Origin of the sequence: Streptomyces sp. NPDC056361, assembly GCF_042262805.1 — a bacterium.
Taxonomy (GTDB): Bacteria; Actinomycetota; Actinomycetes; order Streptomycetales; family Streptomycetaceae; genus Streptomyces.
In genome coordinates this window covers 1-23,601 of sequence record NZ_JBHJQI010000008.1, presented here as the reverse complement: position 1 = coordinate 23,601, position 23,601 = coordinate 1, and the positions used below count along the sequence as shown (strand labels likewise).

General features: G+C 71.7%; 21 protein-coding genes. 3 read left to right on the top strand and 18 right to left on the bottom strand.

Annotation, left to right across the window (positions count from 1 at the left end; all coding sequences use genetic code 11):
- The 14 genes from ACFCY7_RS04275 to ACFCY7_RS04210 form a co-directional block, all read right to left on the bottom strand.
- The gene (locus tag ACFCY7_RS04275) at positions 1 to 759 is read right to left on the bottom strand and encodes an alpha/beta hydrolase (protein ID WP_376481161.1); all 759 of its coding nucleotides are present in this window, start codon (positions 757 to 759) and stop codon (positions 1 to 3) included.
- A gap of 53 nt (positions 760 to 812) precedes the next feature.
- Positions 813 to 1,412 carry a GNAT family N-acetyltransferase gene (locus ACFCY7_RS04270; RefSeq protein ID WP_376481159.1) on the bottom strand — a complete coding sequence of 200 codons (600 nt, stop codon included), beginning with the start codon at positions 1,410 to 1,412 and terminating at the stop codon, positions 813 to 815.
- Positions 1,409 to 3,055, bottom strand: a complete 1,647-nt coding sequence (locus tag ACFCY7_RS04265) for an AMP-binding protein (RefSeq protein WP_376481157.1) — start codon at positions 3,053 to 3,055, stop codon at positions 1,409 to 1,411. Before ACFCY7_RS04265 ends, ACFCY7_RS04270 begins: the two co-directional genes overlap by 4 nt.
- A 48-nt stretch (positions 3,056 to 3,103) precedes the next feature.
- Positions 3,104 to 4,870 (bottom strand): hypothetical protein, encoded by a 1,767-nt coding sequence (locus ACFCY7_RS04260; protein WP_376481155.1) that lies wholly within the window; start codon positions 4,868 to 4,870, stop codon positions 3,104 to 3,106.
- 81 nt (positions 4,871 to 4,951) lie between these two features.
- Positions 4,952 to 5,692, bottom strand: a complete 741-nt coding sequence (locus ACFCY7_RS04255) for a hypothetical protein (RefSeq protein WP_376481153.1) — start codon at positions 5,690 to 5,692, stop codon at positions 4,952 to 4,954.
- Positions 5,693 to 5,735: 43 nt separating this feature from the next.
- Complete coding sequence (locus ACFCY7_RS04250) at positions 5,736 to 7,049, bottom strand: cation:proton antiporter (protein ID WP_376481151.1); 1,314 nt, start codon at positions 7,047 to 7,049, stop codon at positions 5,736 to 5,738.
- Positions 7,049 to 8,305, bottom strand: coding sequence for a hypothetical protein (locus tag ACFCY7_RS04245; RefSeq protein ID WP_376481149.1), 1,257 nt, complete (start codon positions 8,303 to 8,305; stop codon positions 7,049 to 7,051). Before ACFCY7_RS04245 ends, ACFCY7_RS04250 begins: the two co-directional genes overlap by 1 nt.
- Positions 8,302 to 9,744, bottom strand: a complete 1,443-nt coding sequence (locus ACFCY7_RS04240; protein WP_376481148.1) for a hypothetical protein — start codon at positions 9,742 to 9,744, stop codon at positions 8,302 to 8,304. Before ACFCY7_RS04240 ends, ACFCY7_RS04245 begins: the two co-directional genes overlap by 4 nt.
- A gap of 64 nt (positions 9,745 to 9,808) precedes the next feature.
- Entirely contained in the window at positions 9,809 to 11,008 is a 1,200-nt protein-coding gene (gene argE, locus ACFCY7_RS04235) for an acetylornithine deacetylase (RefSeq protein WP_376481146.1), read from the bottom strand.
- A 91-nt stretch (positions 11,009 to 11,099) separates the two neighbouring features.
- Positions 11,100 to 12,029 carry a TauD/TfdA dioxygenase family protein gene (locus tag ACFCY7_RS04230; RefSeq protein ID WP_376481145.1) on the bottom strand — a complete coding sequence of 310 codons (930 nt, stop codon included), beginning with the start codon at positions 12,027 to 12,029 and terminating at the stop codon, positions 11,100 to 11,102.
- A gap of 17 nt (positions 12,030 to 12,046) precedes the next feature.
- Positions 12,047 to 12,532: a GNAT family N-acetyltransferase gene (locus tag ACFCY7_RS04225; RefSeq protein WP_376481144.1), complete on the bottom strand. Its 486-nt coding sequence runs from the start codon at positions 12,530 to 12,532 to the stop codon at positions 12,047 to 12,049.
- Positions 12,533 to 12,666: 134 nt separating this feature from the next.
- On the bottom strand, positions 12,667 to 13,575 hold the full coding sequence (locus tag ACFCY7_RS04220) for a phytanoyl-CoA dioxygenase family protein (protein WP_376481143.1): 909 nt from the start codon (positions 13,573 to 13,575) through the stop codon (positions 12,667 to 12,669).
- Between the two features lie 78 nt (positions 13,576 to 13,653).
- Positions 13,654 to 14,793 (bottom strand): ParB N-terminal domain-containing protein, encoded by a 1,140-nt coding sequence (locus tag ACFCY7_RS04215; protein WP_376481141.1) that lies wholly within the window; start codon positions 14,791 to 14,793, stop codon positions 13,654 to 13,656.
- A gap of 349 nt (positions 14,794 to 15,142) precedes the next feature.
- On the bottom strand, positions 15,143 to 16,306 hold the full coding sequence (locus ACFCY7_RS04210; protein WP_376481140.1) for an ATP-grasp domain-containing protein: 1,164 nt from the start codon (positions 16,304 to 16,306) through the stop codon (positions 15,143 to 15,145).
- Positions 16,307 to 16,721: 415 nt separating this feature from the next.
- On the opposite strand from ACFCY7_RS04210, the gene ACFCY7_RS04205 reads away from it, so the two are divergent.
- The 3 genes from ACFCY7_RS04205 (at position 16,722) to ACFCY7_RS04195 (ending at position 20,309) form a co-directional block, all read left to right on the top strand.
- Positions 16,722 to 18,086, top strand: a complete 1,365-nt coding sequence (locus tag ACFCY7_RS04205; protein WP_376481139.1) for an ATP-grasp domain-containing protein — start codon at positions 16,722 to 16,724, stop codon at positions 18,084 to 18,086.
- Positions 18,083 to 19,345 carry an MFS transporter gene (locus ACFCY7_RS04200; protein WP_376481138.1) on the top strand — a complete coding sequence of 421 codons (1,263 nt, stop codon included), beginning with the start codon at positions 18,083 to 18,085 and terminating at the stop codon, positions 19,343 to 19,345. The genes ACFCY7_RS04205 and ACFCY7_RS04200 overlap by 4 nt, the downstream gene beginning before the upstream one ends.
- Before the next feature lie 178 nt (positions 19,346 to 19,523).
- The gene (locus tag ACFCY7_RS04195; protein WP_376481136.1) at positions 19,524 to 20,309 is read left to right on the top strand and encodes an SDR family NAD(P)-dependent oxidoreductase; all 786 of its coding nucleotides are present in this window, start codon (positions 19,524 to 19,526) and stop codon (positions 20,307 to 20,309) included.
- A gap of 26 nt (positions 20,310 to 20,335) precedes the next feature.
- Here the strand turns inward: ACFCY7_RS04195 and ACFCY7_RS04190 are convergent, their stop codons facing one another.
- From ACFCY7_RS04190 to murC, 4 genes are all read right to left on the bottom strand, one after another.
- Positions 20,336 to 20,983, bottom strand: a complete 648-nt coding sequence (locus ACFCY7_RS04190; RefSeq protein WP_376481135.1) for a class I SAM-dependent methyltransferase — start codon at positions 20,981 to 20,983, stop codon at positions 20,336 to 20,338.
- Positions 20,984 to 21,061: 78 nt separating this feature from the next.
- Positions 21,062 to 21,526 (bottom strand): SUKH-3 domain-containing protein, encoded by a 465-nt coding sequence (locus ACFCY7_RS04185; protein ID WP_376481133.1) that lies wholly within the window; start codon positions 21,524 to 21,526, stop codon positions 21,062 to 21,064.
- A 107-nt stretch (positions 21,527 to 21,633) separates the two neighbouring features.
- Complete coding sequence (msrB, locus tag ACFCY7_RS04180; protein WP_376481132.1) at positions 21,634 to 22,038, bottom strand: peptide-methionine (R)-S-oxide reductase MsrB; 405 nt, start codon at positions 22,036 to 22,038, stop codon at positions 21,634 to 21,636.
- A gap of 15 nt (positions 22,039 to 22,053) precedes the next feature.
- Positions 22,054 to 23,445 carry a UDP-N-acetylmuramate--L-alanine ligase gene (gene murC / locus ACFCY7_RS04175; protein WP_376481130.1) on the bottom strand — a complete coding sequence of 464 codons (1,392 nt, stop codon included), beginning with the start codon at positions 23,443 to 23,445 and terminating at the stop codon, positions 22,054 to 22,056.
- Between the last annotated feature and the right edge of the window lie 156 nt (positions 23,446 to 23,601).

The following is a 23,601-nucleotide window of genomic DNA, read 5'->3' as shown; positions in this document are numbered from 1 at the left end:
TCAGCCCCTCTGCGGGTCGATTGCCGGGTCGGTCGCCTGCCTGGGCGACGGGATCGAGATCGAGGCCGACAGCACGCGCCGGATCGTCCGCACCACGCGCTCCCGGTCGGCGGGCTCGTCGGGCAGCCGGCGGTGGACGAAGTGGTCGTAGCCCTCCAGCCAGAGGACCTCGGTCGAGCGGGCCCGCTCGGCGCTGTCCAGGTAGCCCTCGACGACGGTCCGGGCGACCACCTGGTCCTCGGCGGCGCCGATGATCAGCAGGTCGCCGTCGAACTCGGCCAGGCCCGCGTAGGCCGGCGAGTCGGGGTAGTTGCCGGGCCGGGCGAGGCTGCTGCCGTCGAAGGGCGAGTCGGCGGCGGACGCCGGGTAGGCCGCGGGGCAGAAGAACACCAGGGCGCGCGGACGCAGTTGCGGCGTCAGGGCGGCGGCCAGGTGCGCGCCCATGCTGGTGCCGATCAGCACGGGCGCACGGTCCCGGTCCAGGTGGGCGGCGGCGGCCCGGGTCTCCGCCAGCCGCCCGCGCAGGGTGGACTCACGCAGCAGTCCGGTGCTGTCCCCGTTGCCGGAGAAGTCGAAGCTGAGCCAGCCGAGGCCGGTCGGCTCCAGCTCTTCCAGCAGGTAGCGGATCCGGTGGCGGCTCGACGTCTCGCCGAGGCCGTGCAGGGCCAGCAGGGCTGGTCGCGAGCCGTCGGCCGGAGCCGTCCGGGTCGCGGTCATCTTCTGGCCGTTGCCCTCGAAGACGAAGTCCTCGGTGTCCACGGTGTGCTCGTCCCCCTCGGTGAACTGCGGTGAGATGCCTGGCAGGAGCCGGGTCAGCCCCGGGTGAGGCCGCTGAAGCGCTCGCTGCGCACGGTGGGCCACTCGTCGCGAAGGATGCTGTAGTAGATGACGTCGCGGCGCCGGCCGCCGGGCATGTAGTTGAAGCTGCGCAGCACGCCCTCCTCGGTCGCGCCGATCCCGGCCAGCCCGCGGCGGGCCCCGGTGTTCAGCACGTCCGTCTTGAACTCCACGCGCTCGCACTCGAGCTCGCCGAAGGCGTGGTCGAGCAGGGCGAGCTTGGCGGACCGGTTGATCCCGGTGCGCCGGGCGGCCGAGCAGACCCAGGACCAGCCGATCTCGACCCGTCGGTCCGCCTTGGCCAGGTTGCCGTACGCGCTGGAGCCGACGATCCGGCCGGTGGCGTTGTCGACGATGGCGTAGACGATCCGGGTGCCGTTCAGGCTGTCCTTGACCGCGGCCTCCACGAAGCCGTCGAGGTCCTCCGGGGTGGCGATCCGGGTGACGAAGTACTCCCAGGTCTCGGGCTCGTAGACGATCCGCGAGAACTCCTCGACGTCACCGATCCGGACCCGCCGCAGCGTCACCCGGTCGTTGGACAGCACCGTGTCCGCCAGCTTCTCCCAGCCCATCATTCCTCCGACTTCTCGGTGCGCGGTCGGCCGACCGCGGCGGTCACCAGGACGGGCAGTCCGTCCTTGGTGCCGTCGTTGTACACGGTGTGCTTCTGGTACACCAGGTCGAGATCGTCGCCGTACACTCGGCTGATCTCCTTGCGCACCAGTTTGAACTGCGCGTTCAGCAGGCCGTTGTCGACGGAGAACCGCTCTCCCGCGACCACCATGCCGTAGATCCGCTGCTCGTAGCGCAGTTCGTCGTTCAGACGGCCGACCGCGGCGGCCAGGGCCTCCGGGTCGGTGTCGGCGGCGGCCGGCGAGACCACCGCGGTCAGGTACGGCTTGCCGTCGCCGAAGACCGCGCAGTCGTGCACCTCGGGCAGCTCGCGCAGCCGCTCCTCGACCGCCGGGACGAGGATGTTCAGCGCCCCGCTGAGGGTGACGATGTCGTCCACTCGGCCGTCGATGTAGAGGAAGCCGTCCTCGTCGACGTGGCCGATGTCGAAGGTCTTGACCTCGCCGGTGGGCAGGTAGGTCTTCTCGTTCACGCCCGGCCCGCACCAGGTGTAGCGGGTGTTCACCGGGTCGAGGCCGCCGACGATCAGGATGCCGTCCTGGTCGAAGCGGATCCGCTTGTGCGGCAGCACCTTGCCCACGCTGCCGACCCGGTACGCGCCGGGGTGGTTCTTGGACACGATGCAGGTCTCGTTGAGGCCGTAGCCCTCGTAGAGCGGGACGCCGCAGTCGTTGAAGAAGTCCAGCATGGCCCGGCCGGCCGGGGCCGAGCCGGTCCACAGGTAGCGGATGCGGCCGCCGAGTTCGGCCTGCACCGCGGCCCGTCGGCCGTCCGGGTCGGCGGGCGCGCCGGCTGCCTCGAGCCGGGCCTTGACCTGCTCGTAGAAGCCCGGAACGCCCATGATCACGGTCGGTCCTGTGGCCTGCGCCACCTCGATCACGTTGGCCCGGTCGGCCAGGGTCAGGTCGTGGCCGTTGGCCAGCGCCGAGTAGATCCAGTAGCGCTGCTGGAGGAAGCGCACCGGCAGGAAGACCAGCACGTTGTCGCCGTCGCGGTGATCGAACATCTCCTGGACGGCGGCGATCGACCGGTTGACGCTGGCGACCGTCACCTCGATGCCCTTGGGCACGCCGGTGGAGCCCGAGGTCTGCTTGATCGCGAAGACGTCCGCCGGATCGTACGGCCGGCGGGCCGGCAGCGACGCCGGGTCGGCCTCGGCGTCCTCGGCCCAGGCCGCCACGGTGGCGATGTCCCGGACGCCGCCCTCCTCCGGCCCCTCCTCGGCGAACAGCAGGGTGAGGCCGAAGTCGGCGATCACCTGCTCCGGCCGGTAGCGGCCGGGCTCAAGGCCGGCCACCACCGCGCCGAGCTTGACCGCGGCCAGGTCGAGCAGCACCCACTCGATCCGGTTGCGGGACATGATCCCGATCCGGTCGCGGGCCTTCACGCCGGCGGCGTGCAGGTGGCAGGCCACCCGGGCCGCACCGCGGTCCAGTTCGGCAAGGGTCAGCGAACGGATCTCGTCGCCGACCCGGAACCTGATCCGGTGCACACCGTCCTGGCACCCCGTCATGGCGACGGTGTTGAGCGTGTCGGGTACGGGCGCGGTGAGGTCGAGAGTGGAGCCCGCGCTCTGATCGGCCACGGTGCTGGTCCTCCTGGAGGGTGGGGAGAGGATGGGACGGTGCTGCGGTCAGGCGGCCTGGACTCCGGCCAGGTCGCCGGCGGCCAGAGCATACGGGCGCAGCCGCTCCCAGGCCTGCGACGCGTACCAGGCCTTGTCGAAGCCGCCGACCGGGCCGACCGGCAGGGTGCCGTCCTGCAGGCCCTGGGCGAGGGTGCGCCACATCTCGTCGACCAGCGAGCAGTGCCGGACGGCGTCGACGAGCTCGGTCATGGTGAACGGCGGGCCCTCCATCCGGACCAGCCGGATGTCGTAGCAGCCCCGGTAGCCGCGGCCGAACACGCTGAACGGCGGGTGCCAGACCTGCGCGCCGGGCGCGCGGAGCGTGTAGCGCACCCGGGAGGCGACATGGCCCCCGTGGTGGAACTCGGAGTGCTCCGCGATGTCCGGGATCTGCGGCGGGAAGAAGTAGTGCCGCTTCTCCGGGATCTCGGCCCGGTCGTACTCGCCGGGCGCGAAGTGCCAGCGGTTGTACATCATCCGCTGGGCCGCCCGCCAGATGATCGGGGTGGTCTCCTCGCCGACGTGCGCCATCCGGATGGGGTTCGGCAGGCAGCAGCAGAAGAAATCGCCCTTCTTCAGCGCCAACACGCCGTCCGGCCCGCCCGGCTGCGCGCCGCGCAGCCCGTTCAGGTCGCGCACCGAGCTGCTCATGCCGTAGTCGGAGTCGGTGGTCATGATCGCCGACAGCACGATCGCGCCGAGCAGTTCGCCGACCGCGCTGTGCTCCCGGCCGACCTCCTCGGACGCTGCCGCGGCGTCGAGGGCGACGGCGGCCACCGTCATCGCCCGCAGGTCCTCGCGGACGTTGCCGCTCGGGGTGATGCCGAGATTCGACTGCCCGTGCCGGGCGATCAGATCGGGCATCTCCTGGGGGTCGCGCGGGAGCGGGAACTCCAGCATGTGCTCGTTCTTGACGAAGGTCAGGCCGTTGATCCGCCGGTAGCGCATCAGCTGCGAGCGGTCGACTTCGTACATCAACTCACGTATCAGCTCCGCGAGTTCCAGCAGCGGCAGAGCCGCGGGGTTGCCGGGATCGCGCTCCAGGGCGGCGCAGTACTGGGCGTTGCGGTTCAGCAGGAATTCCCGCACTCCGGTGGCGGAGAGCTGGCGTCCGTTGAACTCCTCGAACCGCACCGACCGGCCGCTGAGGAACAACGCGTAGGCCAGGACGACGAACAGCCGGTCGGCCGGCCGCCAGGTGTCGACCGGACATTCCCGGAGGTTCGCCAGCAGGGCTTCCCGAGTGAGGGTGTTCGTTCCCGCGTCGGACTTCGAGAAGACCTCGCGGCCGATCAGGATGTACACCGTCTCGACCCGCTCGACCCAGTCGGCGAGCCGGGCCAGCCGCCCGTCGAGTTCGCCGTTCTTCTCCCACTCGCGCAGCAGCGCCTCGACCTCGGCACGGTCGGCGGCTTCCCGGGCTTCGACCACCCGGGTCTCTTCGGCCACCATGTCGAGGAGCTCCTGCGGCACCCGCAGGCCGCCGAGGCGTTCGGCGCCCGCTTCGGGCAGCTCGCCGGGCCCCCAGAGGTTCAGTCCGGCCAGCGGTGACCGGGTGACCGGCACCAGGCCCGGTGCGGGCGGCTCGGCGGTGGCGACGAACTCGACGTCCGACCGGCCCAGCACGTGCTGCACCAGGATCGACTCCCAGGCGGTCAACCGGGACGAGGCGAGCCGGAGGGATATCCGTCCGTTCCTGGTGAGTTCGGCAAGCAGCATGCCGGTTGCTTCCGGGACGGCGGTGCGAGCGTCGCCGGAGTTCGTCGGAATCACGACCCTCCTCCCAGCGCGTGCGGCCCAACGGGAGTATCAGAAGAAGGGCCGGTCGCGATGCGATCGGCCGCGACGGCGAGGCTACACGAGCGCGTGACGCTCGAACAGGTAACTCCAGAGGTCATCATTTTCCTTACCTTCCAGTGGAGTTGAAAGATCGGAAGGTGCACTCCTGAAGGCGATCCGGTGGACTCCGGGCTCGCTCCAGTCCGCTGCGCCGAGGACGAGGCTCGCCCGGCCGGAGCCGCCGGTGAGTACGGTGGAACCGGTGGCGTCCCGCTCCGCCGGGGCGCTCCGGGCGAGGCCCAACACCCCTTCGCAGAAGGCCGCGTAGCTTTCGAGACGATCGACCGGGCAGCGGATCGCCAGGTGGTCGATCCCGTGGACCGGGCCGGTCGGGTGGGTGGGTGCGCCCGGGGTGGCGGCCCAACGACGCCCGGCGGGCAGCGTGAGACCGCCGTCCGGGCTCGCCGGGAGCAGGGTGTGGGAGAAGACGGCGGGTCCGGCCACGACCGGGTTGCCGTGTGCCGAGCGGCGCACGCTCGCGCCGGCCACCAGCGCGGCGCGCTGGACGGCGGCGACGGAGCGGCAGTTCAGGGCGATGTCGGCGACGCCCTCCCCGTGGTCGGACAGGAACCGCCAGGTGCCCCGACCGGAGGTGACGACCAGTTGGACCGCGCCCTGCCGGAGCAGGACCGAACTGCGGTCCACCTCGACGCAGTCGGCGACCCGGGTGAACCCCAGCACCGACACCAGGTGCCGGAGCGCCCGGACCTTGTCCTTGGTGTACAGCTCTACGTACGCGATGTCCTCGACCGTCACGGGGTCACGGCTCCTTGCAGGCGGGGATGGGGCCGACGGGTGTTCAGGCGGGCTGGGCGGTGAACTCCCGCTCCCGCTCGATCTCGGCGGTGGTCTTGGCCATCCGTCCGGTGGTGCGGCGCAGGATCGGCGGCGCCATCACGGAGGTGACCACCGCGACCAGCACCACGATGCTGTAGGAGGCCGGGGTGAGCACGCCGATCCGCAGGCCCACCGAGGCGAGCACGATCTCCACCACGCCGCGCGCGTTCAGCCCGGCGCCGACGGCCAGCGACTCGCTGCGGTCGAGCCGTCCGGCCCGGCCGCCGAGGTAGCCGCCGGCGAACTTCGCGCCGATGGCCACCGCCAGGGTGACCGCGCCGGCCAGCAGCACCTGCGGGTCCCGCAGCGCCGAGAGGTCGACCTGGAGGCCGGCGGTGGCGAGGAAGAGCGGGGCGAGGACGGCCATCACGAAGGTGCGCATGGAGTCCAGCGAGCGGCGGCTCTCGTTGCCGAGCGAGCCGACCACGATGCCGCACAGGAACGCGCCGAGAATCGGCTCCATGCCCAGCGCGTGGGTGCCCGCGGCGGACAGCACGATCAGCACCACGATGACAGCGATGCTGAGCTCCCGCCCGGCCGAGCGCTCCACCGACTGCAGGATCCACCGGATCAGCGGGCGGGCGACGAAGGCGGCGACGGCCAGCACCAGCAGCAGGTAGCCGACCGACTCGGCGACCACGGTCATCCGCAGCCCGAAGGTGGCCATCGCCGCGACCACGGACAGCAGCAGCCATCCGACGATGTCGCTGACCGCGGCCGAACCGATGATGATCTGGCCGACGTTGCGGTGCAGCAGCCCCATGTCCAGCAGGGTCTTGGCGATCACCGGAAGGGCGCTGACCGCGATGGCCACGCCCATGAACAGCGCGAAGGTCGGCCGGTCCCCCTCGTTCCCCATCATCGCCGCGGGGAGCACGAAACCGAGGCCGAAGCCGAGCGCCAGCGGCAGCAGCACGCTGCCGGCGCTCACCCAGGCGATCGCCCGCCGACGGCGGACCAGCAGTCCCAGGTCGATGTGCGCGCCGGTGATCCCCACCAGCAGCAGCACGCCGAACTGGGCGACCGCGCCGAGCAGGTGCATCTGGCCGGGGTCGCGGGGCAGCAGCCAGTCGGAGAGGCCGGGGGCCAGGTTGCCGAGCAGCGAGGGGCCGAGCAGCACGCCGGCGGTGAGTTCGCCCACCACGGCGGGCAGGCCGAACCGGACGGCGAGCCGGCCGAGGCAGGTCGCCACCCCGAGCAGCAGGCCGATCTGCAGCAGCAGCACCAGCATCTGGTGGTTGTCGATGCCGGGGACCGGCGCGATGGCGAGCACCATCACATTCCTCTCTGCACCGGCGCGCCGAGGTACAGGCCGCCCTGCTCCAGGGCTCTCAGCGCGCGGTAGTCGCGGTCCACGTCCGCCGGGTCCTCGGCGGCGAGGTAGACGTATCCGGGCGAGTTGATCAGGTCGGTGGTGGCCTCGAGGAGCGCACCGGGCCGGACTCCGTGGGTGAGGCCGACCAGCGTGGGCAGCGCCTCGAGCTCCGCCGTCCAGTCCAGTGAACGCACGTTCCCCGCCTCGTGGTTGATCAAGGCGACGTTCCGCACCGCGCGGGACCAGGTGACGGCGGTGTCGTCGAAGGCGGCAAGCCGGTCCGGGTCGATCAGCGAGTCGGCGAAGAGCGCGGTCTGCGAGATCCCGGAGAACTTCTCCACCAGGGCGGGCGAGGTGCCGCCGCCCAGCCGGGCGCCGGTCTCGATCAGCACCGGCCCGCGGGCGGTCATCATCACCTCGGTGTGGGCGGCCCCGGAGACCACGCCCAGCGCGTCCAGTGCCGCGCCGACGAAGGCGCGCAGCGGCGCGGCCTCGGCCGAGCCGACCGGCACCGGCTCCTCGTAGTCGTAGATCGGGAAGCCGGAGCCGCCGGTCCGCTTGGTGTAGCGCCACAGCTCGGCCACACGGTGCACGCCCTCGTGCGAGACGGTGTTGGCGTAGTACTCGACGCCGTGCACCCGCTCCTGGACCAGCACCACGGCGTTGCGCTGCCCGTACAGGTTGGCGGCGGCGAGCACCACCCGGCAGGCCTCGCGCACCTCGGCCGGGGTGCGGCAGAAGCGGACGTTGTCGGTGCCGGCGCTGCTCGGCGGCTTCACCACGGCCTCGCTCAGGCCGCGCTCCAGGTACCAGGCCTCGGCTTCGGCGGCGTCGTCGAAGGCCTCGCCGAGCGGGGTGGCCACCCCGGCGGCGGCCGCGACCCGGCCCATCAGCACCTTGTCGCGGCGGGCCGCGATGGTCTCGTGGCGGTTGCCCGGCAAGCCCATCAGGTGGGCCAGGGTGTCCGCGAGGATCACTCCGGACTCGGTGCCCGCCACCACCCGTCGGACGCCCAACCGGGTCAGTTCGGCGGCGATTTCGGACGGCTCGCCGCCGCCGGCCAGGGTGGTCTCGTAGTCCCCGGGCTCGAAGCCCCGGGTGAAGTACTCCGACATCTCCGGCGAGCTCTGTACGTGGATGCAGGCGCTCCCCCGGTTGCGCAGCGCGGACACCAGCGCGCGTCCGGTCGAGTAGCCGTCGACGACCGCGATCCTCATGACGTCGTCCCGCCCGGCTCCGAGGACTCGTCCTCGTCGCCCTTCTGGTACAGGGAGCAGGCGACCCGGGCCCCGCCGTTCATGCTGACCACGCCGACCTCCGGGTTGGTGCTGCCGCGCACCAGGCAGCCGTTGTAGCCGTCACCGCCGGTGACCTGGGGGTCGGTGGCGAAGACGCCCCAGTTGAGGTAGAGCTCCTGCGAGCCGCTGCCCTCGTTGGCGGGGAACAGTTCGGGCACCGGGCGGATCCGCCGCTGCACCACGTACGGGCCGTCCATGGCGGACGCCAGCTGGGCCCGCCACTCCTCGGCGGAGACCGTCCAGCCGGGCACCACGCCGGTGCCGCCGTGCAGCAGGGTCGGCTTGAGGATCAGGTCGTGCTGCTCGGCCGCCGCGTGCGCCACCAGGTCGATCTCCTGGCCGGCCTGGTCGGTGGCGGTGCGCCGCACGTGCCGGGTCCAGGGCAGGAAGCGGTCGACGACCTCCCGCTCCTGGGCCGAGAAGGCGTGGCGGTTCTCGTCGTCGGAGAGCATCGCCAGCGCGCCCTTGTTGCCGTACAGCTCGGCGTCGAGGCGGCTGAACAGGCCGATCCGGCCCTCCTCGAAGGCCCGGAGGACCGGCGCGACCAGCTCCTCGTCGGCGGGGGTGGCGATCTCCTCGACCAGGAAGAAGCGGTAGACCACGTCGATGGTCCGGCCGTGCACCTCCAAGCGCCCGCCGCGCTCGCTGATCTGGCCGACGTGGCACGGGACGGCGTCGATGCCGAAGCCGTCGAAGAGCGCCGCCATCACCTTCAGCCGCGGCTCGTAGCTCTTGAAGCTCTCCGGCCAGTCGACCAGCGCGACGACCGGCCGGCGGCTGCCGTCGCCCATGTGCTCGGCGCACTCGGCGAACAGGGTCTGCACGATGCCGTGCAGGGTGTCGACGTAGTCCAGCCGGTGCTCGGCGGCGAACTCGGCCAGCGCCGGGTGGGTCAGCATCGCCCGGCAGATGCCGGCGTTCTCGAAGCCGCCGAGCGCGCTGGTGATGTTGAGCTCCAGCAGCTTGAAGCCGTCCGCGTCGCGGTAGCAGTCGGAGCGGGCCAACGGGAGCAGCGGCTGCCCGGCCTTGGTGGCCCGCTCGACCACCGACGCCTGGGTCTCGGTCATCCCGACGGCGCGGGCCAGGGCGCCGGCGTCGCCGCCGAACAGCCGCTCCGGGAGCTGGGTCAGCAGGGTGTGCACGGTGCCCAGGTCGGCGGCCAGCCGGGCCCGTTCGGCGGCCGAGACGAAGACCGGGCCGGGGAGGTAGCGGCCCCGGTAGGCGACCGCGACCAGCTCGTCGGCGACGACCTGCCGCATCAGCTCCTCGGGGGCGGCGCCGCGCCGGGCGAGGTGCGCCAGGTAGTCCGCACCCAGCCCGGAGCGGGGTACGAGCGGGGCGTGCGAAGGCTGCGTCATGGGGAGGCTCTCTTCTCGATCGGCTTGGCGGTTCGGGGCACCGGGGACGGCGCGGGGGCTCCGCTCAGGGCGTCGCCGCAATCGCCTGCAGGTGCGCCAGACAGTGCCGCAGCTGATCCAGCGCGACGAACTCGTCGGCGGTGTGGGCCTCGCTGATGAAGCCCGGGCCGCACACCACGGTCGGCAGCCCTGCGATGCCCCGGATCAGCCCGGCCTCGGTCCCGAACGGCACGTACTCCGGCGCGTCGTCCTGCCCGGTCGCCGCCGTGGCGCGGGCGATGAAGGCGTGGTCCGGCTCCATCGCGAAGGAGGGGGTGTCGGAGAGCTGCTCCAGCACGGCCTCGGCCGGCGCGTAGCGCTTGCGCATCGCGGCCAGCAACTCGCCCTCGGTGTAACCGCGCAGCTCTTCGGCGATGTCCGCGCAGGGGTGGTCGGGCACGTTGCGGATCTCCAGCTCCACCGTGCAGTCGCCCGGCACGATGTTGGCCTTGAGGCCGCCGTCGATCCGGCCGACGTTGATCCAGGAGTGGCCGATGGAGAACCGCTCGTCGTACGGACCGGAATCGCGGAAGCGCTCGTTGAGCGACTCGGCGAAGCCGATGAACTCGGCGGCCGAAACGATCGGGTTGGCGGTCTGGGAGGCGAGCGCGGCGTGCTTGGGCTCGCCGGTCAGCCGCAGCCGGTAGTTCTGCTTGCCCTTGTGGCCGACCACCACCCGCATGCCGGTGGGCTCGCCCACCACGCAGCCGGTCACCTCGCCGGTCCAGGTCCGCATCTCCTCGACGAGGCTGCGGGCGCCGACGCAGCCCACCTCCTCGTCGTAGGTGAGGACCAGGGTGACCGGAATGGGCAGCGCCTGCTGGTCGACGGTGGACAGCAGCGCCAGGCAGCAGGCCAGGAAGCCCTTCATGTCCGCGGTGCCGCGGCCGATCGCCCGGTCCTCGGTCACCCGCAGCGTGAACGGGTCGGCCGTCCAGGCCTGCCCGGTCACCGGGACGGTGTCGGTGTGGCCGGACCAGACGATGCCGCGCCGCCCGTCACCGGTCGGCCCGGCCGTGGCCACCAGGTTGGCCTTGGACCGGTCCTCGTTGAAGTGCAGGCGGCTGTCGATGCCGTTGGCCGACAGCAGGTCCTGGACGTAGCCGATCAGTTCCAGGTTGGAGTTGTGGCTCGTGGTGTCGAATCCGACCAACCGCTCGAGGATGCCCAGCATGTGGGCGTACAACTCGCTGCCGGTGCACTTGACCGGGAATCCCGAAGACATGATGACTCGCTGACGCGTCGAGGACGAACTGGGGACGGGAGCGGGGACGCCCGCACGAACCGGGCGCCCCGCACAGGTGACCGACGGACCGTCAGTCGGAGGAGTTCGGCGAGCGCCGGCTGTGGCCCACCTCGGGGAGCGAGGGGGTGACCGCGGAGCCGGACGTGGTCAGGCGCAGCAGCCGCCGGACGTGCTTCTCGTCGAGGTCCTTCGTGGTGGCCGAGTGCAGCACGCAGCGGTTGTCCCAGACCACCACGTCGAGGGGGCTCCACTTGTGGCGGTAGACGAAGTCGTCGCTGGTGATGTGCGCGATCAGCTCGTCGATCAGCGCGGCGCTCTCGTCCTCCGGCAGGCCGTCGATGCCGATCACGCTGCCGATGATGCGCGGCTGGATGAACAGCGTCTCGCGCCCGGTGTCCGGGTGACGGCGCACCAGCGGGTGGGTGATCTCCGGGGTCTGCTTGCGCTCCTCGGGGCCGATGTACTTCCAGCGGGCCCACGGGTCCTCGCGGTCCGGCGACCAGCGGTACTGGTGGCGCACCCGGAGCGTCCGCAGGTACGCCTTGCGCTCCTCCGGCAGCGCCGCGAAGGCGGCCTCGGCGTCGGCGAACAGGGTGTCGCCGCCGGCGGTGTCGGGGATCTCCAGGCCGTGCAGCATGGTCGCGCTGCCGGGCACCAGCTTGTACGAGTAGTCCGAGTGCCAGCCCTGGCCGGAGGTCTTCATCTCCTTGTTCCGGCCCGGCTCGTTCTGGTTGGACAGCCAGGTGAGGGTCGGCTCCTCGGGGTGGCGGAGCTTGAGCACGTGGTGCTCCTCCGGGCGCCCGAAGATGGTGCCGAATTCGGCGAAAGTGCGGGCCGTTATGTCCTGGGCACGGAACACCAGGACCTTGTGCTCCAGGTACGTCTCGTAGATCACCCGGCCCGATTCGCGGATGGTCTCCGAGGTGAGGTCCGGAGACTTCACCTCCGCGGCGAAGGTCGCGGCGAGGCGGTTCACTATGGGCGTGGATTCGAGGGCCACTACTGTGCACTCCCGTTTCAGTCGGCAGCCGGGTTCAGGTCTTTTGTGAAGAAGACGCGACGCGCATTCGCGGTCTCCTCGGAATGCGTGTACACGTAGTCGAGCCCTTTGTAAAAGGCTATGTTGTCGCTCATTTCTGCGCGGGTCCACAGGCGGACCCCGCGCAGGTTTTCGTCCCGCGCCATTTCCTCGACCAGGGAAACCAGGCGCTGGCCTATTCCGCGACCTTGATGGGTCGGCCGGACGGCGAGATTGCGCAGGATCAGATGCGGCTCGCTGGGCTCGACGGTCACCATTCCGAGCACCTCGTCCGCCTCCACCGCGAGATAGGTGCGGCCCGCGGCGGCGACCTTCTCGTAGTCGAGCAGTATCGGCGCCGGCGGCTCGTCCAGCTCGGGCAGGTATTTCCCGTACGCCTCGCGCGCCACCTCGGCCAGTTGCACGCCGTCGGCGGGCAGGGCCGGTCGCAGCGTGATCCGGGTGCCGTTCCCGACGCTTGCCATGGGTCTTCCCGTCCTTGTCTCTGTGGGCGGTCCGCGGTGTTCGGCGACGTTCCGCGGCACTCTCCGGGCAGCGCGACGGCCCGCCGGGCACCGGGGTCCGAAGGGGATCCCGATGCCCGTACGGGAGGTGCGGCTCAGCCCAGGCTGCGGGCCTCGCGGGTGCCGTCGAAGTGCGGGCTGTCGTAGACCAGGTCGCCGTCCGCCTTGCCGACGACCTCGTTGAAGTCGCTGCCCACGTTGTAGTTGAAGGTCGTCCGCGGGAAGGCGAGCGCCTCGACCCGGGACTGGTCCCAGCGGGCGTCGATCGAGGAGAAGCGCAGCGCGTAGGCGAGTCGGGACGGGATGGGGCCCTCGCCCAGCGGGACGCTGCGGTGCAGCACGTACTTGTCGAAGATCAGCGCGTCACCGGGCTCGAAGTCGTCCTCGACCGCGAAGAAGTCGAGGAGCGGCTTGATCTCCGGCGAGTTGAGGAGGTTGTTCTTCAGCGTGTGGAAGTCGTCGTAGCCGATCTCCTTGCCGGCCGCGATCTCGTTGCGCATGAAGTCCGGCAGCATGTTGATGTGCTGGTAGACGAACTCGCCCGAGAACACGTTCTTGGAGACGTACTTCATGCCGCCGGCCTGCTCCTCGGCCCGGATCTCGGTGAGCGGGGTCCAGATGGTGAAGCCGAGGTCCTCGCGGCGCTGGAAGCCGAAGCTCTGGGTCCCGACGTGCCAGGGGAACCCGGTGCTCTTGCTCTTCTCCAGCTCGAAACCGAGGCCCTGGGTGAAGAACAGCTGCGCACCGGTGAGCTGCTTCATCGCGGCGGAGAAGGCCGGGTCACCCATGAGCGAAAGGATCGTCGGGTCGTCGTTCCCGATGTCGTACTTCAGCTTGCTGAAGCCGGCGCCATAGTTGTCGGTGGGCGACGTCACCTGAGAACCACTGAGGCTCCGCATGTGCTCGACGAGTTCCTGGGAGAAGATTCCCTTGAGCTTCAGGAAGCCGTGCTCCCTGAAGCTTTCCACATCCTCGTCGCTGATCGCGAAGTCTGGGTTGATCATTGCAGCTCCCCGTCCAATTCTTTTCCGGCGCTTCCGCGACATTATCAGCGGACCCAACAGGAGCCAAAGGTTCCGTGTTTAATCTCGGAACGTCCCCGGACGCTGCATTTTTCGGATATCGACGACCGGGCGTGCGGGAGCCAACTCCTGCGCGAACTCCACCCAACTGGCGGCGTACTGCCAGGCCAGATCGGCCACCAGCGTGGCGCGGTGCGGCGGGACGGCGGAGCTCAGTCCGGACCACTCGGCGGCGGCGTTCTGCTGGAGCAGGCGCAGCAGGTGCCGCCCCTCCTCCTTCAGTCGCAGCGAGGGGTCGCGCAGCAGCTTCTCCAGCAGTTGGGTGGGAGTGGGCGGAGACAGCGCGGGCGCGGCCGGGGCGAGCGCCACCGGCTCCGGGGCCGCCCGGAGCACCCAGGCGTCCTTCGGCCGCAGCACGGTCGGCGCGGGGCCGTCCGACGCCTCGCCCGGCGGTCCGCCGCCGTGCGACGCGGTGCCCGTCTCGCCGTCGCCGGCCGGCAGTCGGCCGGCCTGGAGGCGTTTGCGCACGTCGCTCGCGGTGGCCGGGGAGATCCCGGCGATCAGGGCGATCTCCCGCAGGGAGGCGTTCGGGTTCTCGGCGATGACCTCGGCGGCCCGCCGCCTGCCCTCGGCGCTGCTGAGCGGGCGGACCCGCCCGTCACGTCCGACCCGGGTGTTCAACTGCGGATCTGCGTCAGTTGAACGCAACCGGATGCCGGCCACCGTCTTCGCGCCGAGACCGGACACCCGGGCGATCGCCCGGTCGGACATCCGGGGGTGCGAGGCGATGATCCGCTCGGCCGCCGCCCTCCGGTCCGCCAGCGAAAGCGGCAGGCCGTGCGCGGTGTTCGCCTCCACGGCACGCAGGAAGGCGTCCTCGGCCGACCCTTCGAAGAACTCGACGTCGATGGTCTCCTGCCCCCGGACGCGGGCGGCCAGCAGGCGGTGCATGCCGTCGATGACGCGCATGTCGGAGCGGCGCACCAGGATCGGCGGCAGCGGCCCGTCCACTTCGGCGAGCCGACCCGCGTGCTCCCGGTCGAGCCCGTCCGAGCGCGGCGACTCACCGGGCAGCAGGGCGGTCACCGGGACGGCGGTCACCCTCGGAGCCGGCACCTCGGCCAGGGTGCCGACGGCGGCCTGGCGGCCCGTCGGGGCGGGAGAGGCCGGGACGAGCGCCCCGGCGTGCGACTGCGACATTTCACGCACCCCGCGAGTCGGTACGGGCTGGCTGCCACGAGAGTTCGGGGCACGGCATTGCTGTCGCCTTTCTTCCGCCGATTGCGGGGTTGCGCCCGTCGGGCCTTGTGAGCCCGACGGGTCGTGGGGGGGGTCGAAGATCTGGCCGGTACGCCCGGTCACGTAGCGCTGCTCTGCTACCGATGGGCCCGCACCGCAGGGTCACGTGACGAACACGAAGCCTGCACATGTTCGTATCCCGTGGGGGTGTTGTCGAGATCTACGCAGACATCCTGCACACCGACACCCGCACAGGACCGGGTTCGCGATGGCGTCAAGTCAGCTTTCGGCCTGATCTGTTACCGGCGGGTCACTCCATCGGCCGGGTGACGACCACCTGAACGGCGGTCAACTCGGCCACCGCGGCAGCGCACTCGGCCGTCCCGTCGGCCGCCAGGGTGGCCACCCCGAGCCGGTCCGCCGAGGAGCGCAGCGGCTGCACCAGGTCCCCCACCGACACCGAGACCTCCCAGTCCACCACCCGGCCGCGGCCCAGCTCGGGCTGCTCGGCGACCCGCTCCACCAGGCCCGGCGCCGCGGTGAAGAACACCTTGGCCGCGGCGGCCGCGGCGGCCGCGGCGGCCTCCTCGCGGCGCAGGCCTTCGCCGATCGGCCAGCCGAGCGCGGCCCGCCGCCAGTGGAACCCGGTGGTCAGCCGCACCAGCTCGGCGATGCCGTCGCCGCCGGGCCGGTTGTGCGTCTCGATCACCACGACCCGCTCACCGTCGAGTTTCACCTCGGTGTGGCTCGGGCCGTCCGTCAGGCCCACCGCGTCCAGCAGCTCGGCCACCGCGCGCTCCACCGACTGCCGCCCGGCGGCGTCCAGTGAGGGCGCCGGCATCAGGTGGCTGACCTCGACGAAGCCGTCCGTCGTGCCCTTCTCGGCGATCCCGACCACGGTGTGCCGACCGCCCTCGGAGAAGGCCTCGACGCTGAACTCAAGCCCGCCGACGAACTGTTCCAGCAGGGTCCCGTCGGTGCGGCACTCCGGTGCGAGCTGCTCGGGGCGCTCCAACAACCGGATCGCCATCGAACCCGCGCCGTCCACCGGCTTGGCCACCACCAGCGGATGCCCGGCGAACAGCCGAGCCACCGCTTCGGCGTCGTCGCCGGCGGCGAAGGCCGGGTTCAGGTGCGGCGCCCTGCGCTCGAGGATGCGCCGCATCTCCAGTTTGTCCCTGGTGGCACGCACCACGGCCGACGAGACGCCGCGGCAGCCGAGCAGCTCGGTCGCGGTCGCGGCCGGTTCCAGACCCAGCTCGGTCAGCGAGACCACGGCGGTCGGAGCCAGCGGTCGGAGCGTCGAATCCACGAACTCGCGAAAGTCCGAATCCCGTCGGAAGTCGACGGTGAGGAACGGCACGCTCCCCTCCATCGCGGGAGTACCGGGCAGCTGAACGTGAACAACATCACCCGGCAGCGTCTCGGCTGCCCGGGCGACCTCCGGGTTGGCCCCGATGACGATCAGGGTCACGGCGACACCCTCCGGGTTCGGGCACTGCGGAACATCCCCCACACACGCTTTCTCGAGATCCGTCCGGCAGAGCGATCGCTCGAAGCCGTTGACGCGGCGTCATGAGAGCAGCGGCGCGCGACGGGTGTCAACGACCGCCGGCTTGTGCGCGGAAGCCCGGGAGTTCACGGAATCCACGCCCTCGACAGAGAGTTGACAGAGATGGGGCGCACGCTTGCGGAACTTGACCGAACCGGTTAAAGATCAGGCCGTTTCAGGTACCGTCCTGAACGATCGCGGGGGGCGCATCCGGCGTACCGTCATGCCCGAGATGCAGCATTCCCTTCGCCGCAGTGTTCGCGCCCTGCTCCGTTCCACTGCTGTTCGTCTCGGCGTGGTTCCGGCCGCTCTTCACCGATCTCCGCCCTTCCTCCCGATGACCGAGGCACTTCTGATGTCCCTGAGCGACACCGTCACCCATGTCCTGGTCGGCTACGGCGCCTGGATCCTGCCCGAGCTCGAGGAACGCCTCCCGGAGCGGTCGGTGCTGATCCTGGAGGAGCCGAGCGTCATCGCCGCCCGCGGCGCACACGAACTGGCCGCCCGATTCCGTTGCGTGGCCGCCCTGATCGAGGCCCCGACGCAGGACGAGGAACACCCGGAACGGCTCGTCGCCGCCCTTCCCCGGCCGCAGAACGTGCAGGCCGTCATCCCCGCCGTCGAGTACGCCGTGGTCACCGCCGCCGCGCTCGCCGACTCCTGGGGCCTGCCCGGGGCCGGGCTCCCCGCCGCCCGGGTCTTCCGCGACAAGGCCCGGCTGCGCACCGTCGCCGACGAGGCCGGCATCCCCCAGCCCCGGTGGGCCTCCGTCCACGGCCCGGACGCGGTCGAGCGCTTCCGCGCCGAGCACGGCGCCGCCTGCGTGATCAAGCCGGCCAACCGCCAAGCCAGCCTCGGCGTTCAGCTGCTCGAACCCGAGGACGACGCCCACGCCCTCTGGGAGCACACCGCCGGGGCCAGCGAATCCCGCCAGCGCGCCCAGTACGAGGGCGCCGACCGCTACCTGGTCGAGCAGCGCGTCTACGGGCCCGAGGTCAGCGTCGAGGCCCTCGTCCACCAGGGCGTGGTCGGCTTCCGCAACATCACCGCCAAGACCGTCCAGGGCTCCCGTTACCCCGTCGAACTGGCCCACGCCGTCCCCGCCGGACTGCCCGCCGCCACCGAGGCCGCGCTGCACGACGCCGTCCAGCAGCTCGTCACCGCTGCCGACTTCCAAAACGGCGTGCTGCACGCCGAGTGGATTCTCGGTGACGGCGGCCCCTACCTGGTGGAGTGCGCGGGCCGGCTGCCCGGGGACGGCATCTCCGTCCTCATCTCGCTCGCCTACGGCGGCAACTTCGTCGGCGACCTGCTCGGACTGCTCGAAGGCCGCGGGCCGGTCCCGTCGCGGGATCCGGTGGCCGGAGCGGCGGTGCGCTTCCTCAGCGCCGCCCCCGGCCTCGTCGAAGCCGTCCAGGGCGAGGAGGAGGCGCGGCAGGCCAAGGGCGTGCACCAGGTCCAGCTCGCCGTCGCCGCCGGCGACACCGTCAGGCCCACCACCAGCTCCTGGGAGCGGGCCGGACAGATCATCGCCATCGGCGCGGACGGGCCCGAGGCCGCCGCCAACGCGCTGGCCGCGGCCGACTGCATCACCGTCCGCTCGGTGGAGGCCCCCGCTCCTGCCTCCGGCTCCGCTCCCGCGGCCTCCGAGGGCGACCGCTCCGGCGCCGCCCCCGCTCCTGCGGAGGGCGACCGGTCGTGAAGCTGCCCTCCGCCGCCGACTACATCCCGGCCACCGCCGCCGGGCGGACCTTCGCCCTCACTGCGCTGATCAGCTCGGTCGGCACCGGCCTCTTCCTGGCCGGCTCCACCGTCTTCTTCATCCGCTACGTCGGCCTCAGCAACGCCCAGATCGGCCTCGGCCTCGCCATCGCCGCCGGTTTCGGCTTCCTCGCCACCGTCCCGGTCGGCGTCATCGGCGACCGCTTCGGGCCGCACCGCACGCTCATCGGCGCCCAACTCTGGCGAGCGGGCTGCTTCGTCGGCCTGGTCTTCGTCAACGGACCGCTCGCCTTCATCGTCGTCGCCTCCTGCATGGCCGCCGCCGAAGGCTCCACCCCGCCCCTCACCCAGGCCGTGGTCGCCGAGACCACCGGCCCCGAGGACCGGGTCCGCACCATGGCGATCATCCGCACCGTCCGCAACGTCGGCTTCTCGGTCGGCGCGCTGCTCGCCGCTCCCCTGCTCTCCGCCTCCAGCACCACCGCGTACCAGGGCATCGTGCTCGGCAACGCGCTCGCCTTCACCATCTCCGCCGGGCTGCTGCTGCGGCTGCGCCTGCCGAAGAGCACCGTCGCCCGCACCTCGCGCAGCGCACTGAGCGCGATCCGCGGCTTCCGCGACTGGCGCTACGTCACCCTCGCCGGGCTCAACGGCGTGCTCTCCCTGCACATGACCATCCTCTCGGTCGGCATCCCGCTGTGGACCGTCCAGGCCACCAAGGCGCCCGCCGCGATCGTCCCGATCCTGGTGTTCACCAACACCGTCCTCGCCGTCCTGCTCCAAGTCCCCTTCTCCAACGGGGCCGACGACTCCACCGGGGCGGGGCGGGCACTGCGGCGCGGCGGGCTGGCGCTGGCCGGCTGCTGCACCGCCTTCGCACTGGCCCAGGGGACGAGCGCCGTCGTGGCGGTCGGGGTGCTGGCCATCGGCTGCGTACTGCTCACCTTCGGCGAGCTCTGGCAGGCCGTCGGCGGCTGGCAGCTCTCCTACCTCTACGCCCCCGAGGAGCAGAAGGCCACCTACCTCTCGGTCTTCAACCTCGGCTCGACCGGCCAGGGCATCATCGGCCCCAGCATCGTCACCACCGTCGTCATCGGCACCGGCCGGATCGGCTGGATCGGCCTCGCCGTCTTCTTCGTCCTCGCCGCCGCCCTGGTCCGCCCCGTCATCGCCCTCCTCGACCGCGCCCCGCGGCCCACTCCCGTCGACGAGCCCGCTCCCGAACCCCTCTCCCCCTGACGTCCGTTCAGCCCCGCCGACCGTTCGGAGGACGTCCCGCTCGGGTGACAGGTGATCCGCGGCTCCGGCCGTACGGACCGGGCAGGTCCGCGGTCCGTGGGGCCCTGTGTCAAGATGCGGGACCGGCCGTCCACCGCACGCGGACGGGCCGGCGACGTACGACACGAGGAGCGACACGATGACCGCGACCCCCGCCCTCTACCTCTCCGAGCTGTTCTCGCTCGACGGGCGCACCGCCCTCGTCACCGGTGGCAGTTCCGGCATCGGCCGGGCCATCGCCGGGGCGCTGGCCCGGGCCGGGGCCGATGTGGTCGTCCTGGCGCGCAAGGAGGGCGAGCTCGTCGCGACGGTCGACGAGTTGACGGCCGACGGCTGCCGGGCGGCCTGGGTGAGCGCCGACCTGAGCACCCGCGAGGGGATCAAGGCCGGGGCGGAGGCCGCCGCCGCCGTCTTCGGCGAGCCGGACATCCTCGTCAACTCCGCCGGCATCAACCTCCGCCCGCCCTTCGGCGAGCTGGGCGAGGAGGTCTGGGACACCACGATGACCGTGAACCTGGAGGCCCCCTTCCTCCTCGGTCAGCGCTTCGGCCCCGGCATGGCCGAGCGCGGCTTCGGCCGGATCATCCACATCACCTCCCAGCAGGCGCACCGCGCCTTCGTCCAGAGCGGCGCGTACGGAGTCTCCAAGGGCGCCCTCGAATCCCTCGCCCGCTCCCAGGCCGAGGCCTGGTCCCGCTACGGCGTCACCGCCAACACCCTGGTCCCCGGCTTCGTGATGACCGCCCTCAACCGCCGCCTCTCCTCCGACCCCGACAAGGTCTCCGCCCTCGCCGCCCGCACCATGGTCGGCCGCAACGGCCGCGCCGACGACTTCGCCGGCGCCGCCGTCTTCCTGGCGAGCCCCTCCTCCGCCTACGTCACCGGCCAGTCCCTCTTCGTCGACGGCGGCTTCTCCGTCCACTAGGGCCTGTCGGCAGGCCCTAGGGCCTCTCAGCGCTTGCGGGCCAGCAGCTGCACCGCCCGGCAGCGGTTGCCGTTCATCGTGGGGACGTCGATCCGGCGCTCCTCCACCAGGTCGAGGTCCGACAGGAGAGCGTGCAGGTGTCCGATGTCGTGGTGCCTGCACACGGCTCCGTCGCCGGTCGCGAACACCCCGTAGGGGCCGCCGGACTCCTGGGCGTGCGCGGCGTACCGCTCCCGGTTCCGCTCGTCGTCCTGCAGCAGCACGTCGCTGACGTAGAGCAGCCCGCCGGGCGCGAGGATCCTCGTCAGCTCCGCGACCAGGTTCCGCTGGGCCTCGTCGTCGGGTACGCAGGTGAGCACGGCGAACACCACGATCACGTCGAAGCTCGCCGCCGGGCGGGCCGACGCCGGCGGAGATTCCAGCACGGCGAAGCCGAGGTCCGGCCGCAGCGCGCGGCCCCGCTCGACGAGGGCGGCCGACACGTCCACGCCGGAGACGTCGGAGAAGCCGCGGTCGCTCAGCTCGCCCATGACCCGCCCGTACCCGCAGCCGTAGTCCAGGACCCTCGCGTCGCGCCTCACCTCCGCCAGCCAGTCGAACTCCACGGGGTGCGTGAAGTTCTTTCCGGCGCCGACGGTGTCCCAGTACGCGACCTGACCACCAAGATCCTTCATACGGGCGGAGCATACGCCGATCGTGCCGGGGCGCCGGCCCGGCCGGCGAAGCGGGGGCGCGGTCGTGCCGGGGACCGGTCAGGCGAAGAAGTCCTCCGCGTCCCGCATGGGCGCGTGGGCGAGGGCGAGCATGGCCTCGTGCTTGTCGGCGCCCATGTAGTAGGCGCCGGTGTGGTGGAGGTGGAAGAAGCGGCCGCGCTCGTCGAGGAGCACGGGCGAGCCCTCCGAGCCGTCGAGGCCGACCGGGAAGAGCCGCACGCCGAGGTCGCGGGCCAGGGCGGCGACGTCGGCCGGGGCGGAGCCGTAGCCGAGGTACGGGGTGAAGTACAGGTGGTCCTGGCGTGCGGCGTCGAGGGTGAGGCGCAGCCCGCCGTGCTCGGCGAGGAAGGCGGTCGCGGTGCCGAGGGGCGCCACGGGGAACCCCGCCTCCCGGTACCGCCCGGCGATCTCGTCGACCATGGCCGGCACGGCGTCGGAGACGTCCCGTCCCGGGAACCAGCCGTGCGCCCGGAACCAGGCGTCGACGTCCTCCGGAGTGTTCATGTGCGGCACCTTCCTCGTGCTCCGCTCCCCGGCGCGACCACGAGGGGCCCGGTCCGGAACCGGGTCCGGGCCGAGCCCCTCGTGCCTGCCGTCGCTTGTCCGCTCCGCTACTCCGTGGGCTCCAGGCGCAGCGAGACGGAGTTGATGCAGTAGCGCTGGTCGGTCGGCGTGGGGTAGCCCTCGCCCTCGAAGACGTGGCCCAGGTGGGAGCCGCAGCGGGAGCAGCGGACCTCGGTGCGGACCATGCCGTGGGAGGTGTCGGCGATCAGCTCGACGGCCTCGCTGTCCTTCGGGTCGAAGAAGGACGGCCAGCCGCAGTGCGACTCGAACTTCTCGTTCGAGGTGAAGAGCTCCGCGCCGCACGCGCGGCAGGAGTAGACGCCCTGCGTCTTGGTGTCCGTGTACTCACCGCGGAAGGCGGGCTCCGTGCCGGCCAGCCGGAGCACCTGGTACTCCGACGGGGTCAGCTGCGCCTGCCATTCCTCGTCGGTCTTCTCGACCTCGTACGCCATCGTTCGTCCACTCCCTCAGTTCGACAGGCGGGCGAGGATCTGCGGACCCAGGTCCGTGACGTCGCCCGCGCCCATGGTGAGAACGAGGTCGCCGGGGCCGGCCATTCCCGCGACGACGTCGGGCACGGTGGCCTTGTCGTGGACGGGCGTCACGTCGGCGCCGGCGCGCTGCGCGGCGGCGATGATCAGCTCGCTGGTGATGCCCGGGATCGGGTCCTCGCGGGCCGGGTAGATGTCGAGGACGACGGAGGCGTCGGCGAGGGCCAGCGCGTCGCCCATCTCCTTGCCCAGCTCCTGGGTGCGGGAGAACAGGTGGGGCTGGAAGACGACCAGGAGGCGGGAGGCTCCGGCGGCGCCGCGCATGGCCTCCAGGTCGGCGGTCATCTCGGTGGGGTGGTGCGCGTACGAGTCGATGACCTGGACGCCGCGCGCCTCGCCCTTGAGCTGGAGGCGGCGGCCGACACCGGTGTAGGCGGTGAGGGCCTGGGCCAGCTCGGCCGGGTCGATGCCGACGCGGGCGCCGGCGGCGAGGGCCGCGGCGGCGTTGTGGGCGTAGTGGCGGCCGGGGACGGAGACGGTGAAGGTGTGCTCGGTGCCGTCGAGGAGGACGGTCACCTCGCTCTTCATCCCGTTCGGGACGATCTTGAGGATGCGGGCGTCCGAGTCGGCGGACTCGCCGACCGTGACGATGTTCAGGTGGTCGCGGTCCGCGACCCTGCGGGCGAGTTCGCGGGCGCCCGCGTGCTCGCCGACGACCAGGGTGCCGCCGGGGCGGATCTTGGCGGTGAAGGCCTCGAAGGACTCGTAGATCTCGTCCATGGAGGCGTAGTTCGCGTGGTGGTCCAGCTCGACGTTGAGGACGATCGCGACCTCGGGGTCGTACTTCTGGAAGCTGCGGTCGCTCTCGTCGGCCTCGGCGACGAAGACCTCGCCGTCGCCGTGCAGGGCGTTGGTGCCGGGGCCCGCGAGGTCGCCTCCGATGGCGTACGACGGGTCGAGGCCGAGCTCGGTGAGCGCGACGGCCAGCATCGACGTGGTCGTGGTCTTGCCGTGCGTACCGGCGACGGCGACGGCGCGCAGACCCTCCATGAGGGAGGCGAGCGCGTCGGAGCGGTGGACGACCGGGATGCCGAGTTCGGCGGCGCGGGCCAGCTCCGGGTTGTCGGCGCGGATGGCGCTGGAGACGACGACGGCGGAGGCGTCGTCGGCGAGGTGCTCGGCGGCGTGCCCGATGTGCACGGTCGCGCCGAGGGCGCGCAGCGACTCGGCGGTCGGGGACTCCTTGGCGTCACTGCCCGCGACCTTGGCACCGCGCTGGGCGAGGATCTTCGCGATGCCCGACATTCCGGCACCGCCGATGCCGATGAAGTGCGGCCGTTCCATGGCGGCGGGAATGGCGGGTGCCATGCGGATCTCTCCCCGGGGTGGTGGTTCTGGAGCTCCCAGCCTAGTGGTTCCGGCCGGGCGCCCCGGGCGGCCGGCGGCCGTGTCCGCGCGGGGAGGGGCGAGCCGGGGCCCGGGACGGCAGGGGCCGTGTCCGCGCCCCCTGCACGGGGCGCGGAC

Bases quoted from the DNA above. Each gene is read 5' to 3' on its own strand.
- ACFCY7_RS04215 (WP_376481141.1), bottom strand. From the start codon at position 14,793: ATGTCGCAGTCGCACGCCGGGGCGCTCGTCCCGGCCTCTCCCGCCCCG.
- ACFCY7_RS04205 (WP_376481139.1), top strand. From the start codon at position 16,722: ATGACCGAGGCACTTCTGATGTCCCTGAGCGACACCGTCACCCATGTC.
- argE (WP_376481146.1), bottom strand. From the start codon at position 11,008: ATGTCTTCGGGATTCCCGGTCAAGTGCACCGGCAGCGAGTTGTACGCC.
- ACFCY7_RS04250 (WP_376481151.1), bottom strand. From the start codon at position 7,049: ATGGTGCTCGCCATCGCGCCGGTCCCCGGCATCGACAACCACCAGATG.
- ACFCY7_RS04240 (WP_376481148.1), bottom strand. From the start codon at position 9,744: ATGACGCAGCCTTCGCACGCCCCGCTCGTACCCCGCTCCGGGCTGGGT.
- ACFCY7_RS04220 (WP_376481143.1), bottom strand. From the start codon at position 13,575: ATGATCAACCCAGACTTCGCGATCAGCGACGAGGATGTGGAAAGCTTC.
- ACFCY7_RS04245 (WP_376481149.1), bottom strand. From the start codon at position 8,305: ATGAGGATCGCGGTCGTCGACGGCTACTCGACCGGACGCGCGCTGGTG.
- murC (WP_376481130.1), bottom strand. From the start codon at position 23,445: ATGGCACCCGCCATTCCCGCCGCCATGGAACGGCCGCACTTCATCGGC.
- ACFCY7_RS04195 (WP_376481136.1), top strand. From the start codon at position 19,524: ATGACCGCGACCCCCGCCCTCTACCTCTCCGAGCTGTTCTCGCTCGAC.
- msrB (WP_376481132.1), bottom strand. From the start codon at position 22,038: ATGGCGTACGAGGTCGAGAAGACCGACGAGGAATGGCAGGCGCAGCTG.
- ACFCY7_RS04270 (WP_376481159.1), bottom strand. From the start codon at position 1,412: ATGATGGGCTGGGAGAAGCTGGCGGACACGGTGCTGTCCAACGACCGG.
- ACFCY7_RS04185 (WP_376481133.1), bottom strand. From the start codon at position 21,526: ATGAACACTCCGGAGGACGTCGACGCCTGGTTCCGGGCGCACGGCTGG.
- ACFCY7_RS04225 (WP_376481144.1), bottom strand. From the start codon at position 12,532: ATGGCAAGCGTCGGGAACGGCACCCGGATCACGCTGCGACCGGCCCTG.
- ACFCY7_RS04190 (WP_376481135.1), bottom strand. From the start codon at position 20,983: ATGAAGGATCTTGGTGGTCAGGTCGCGTACTGGGACACCGTCGGCGCC.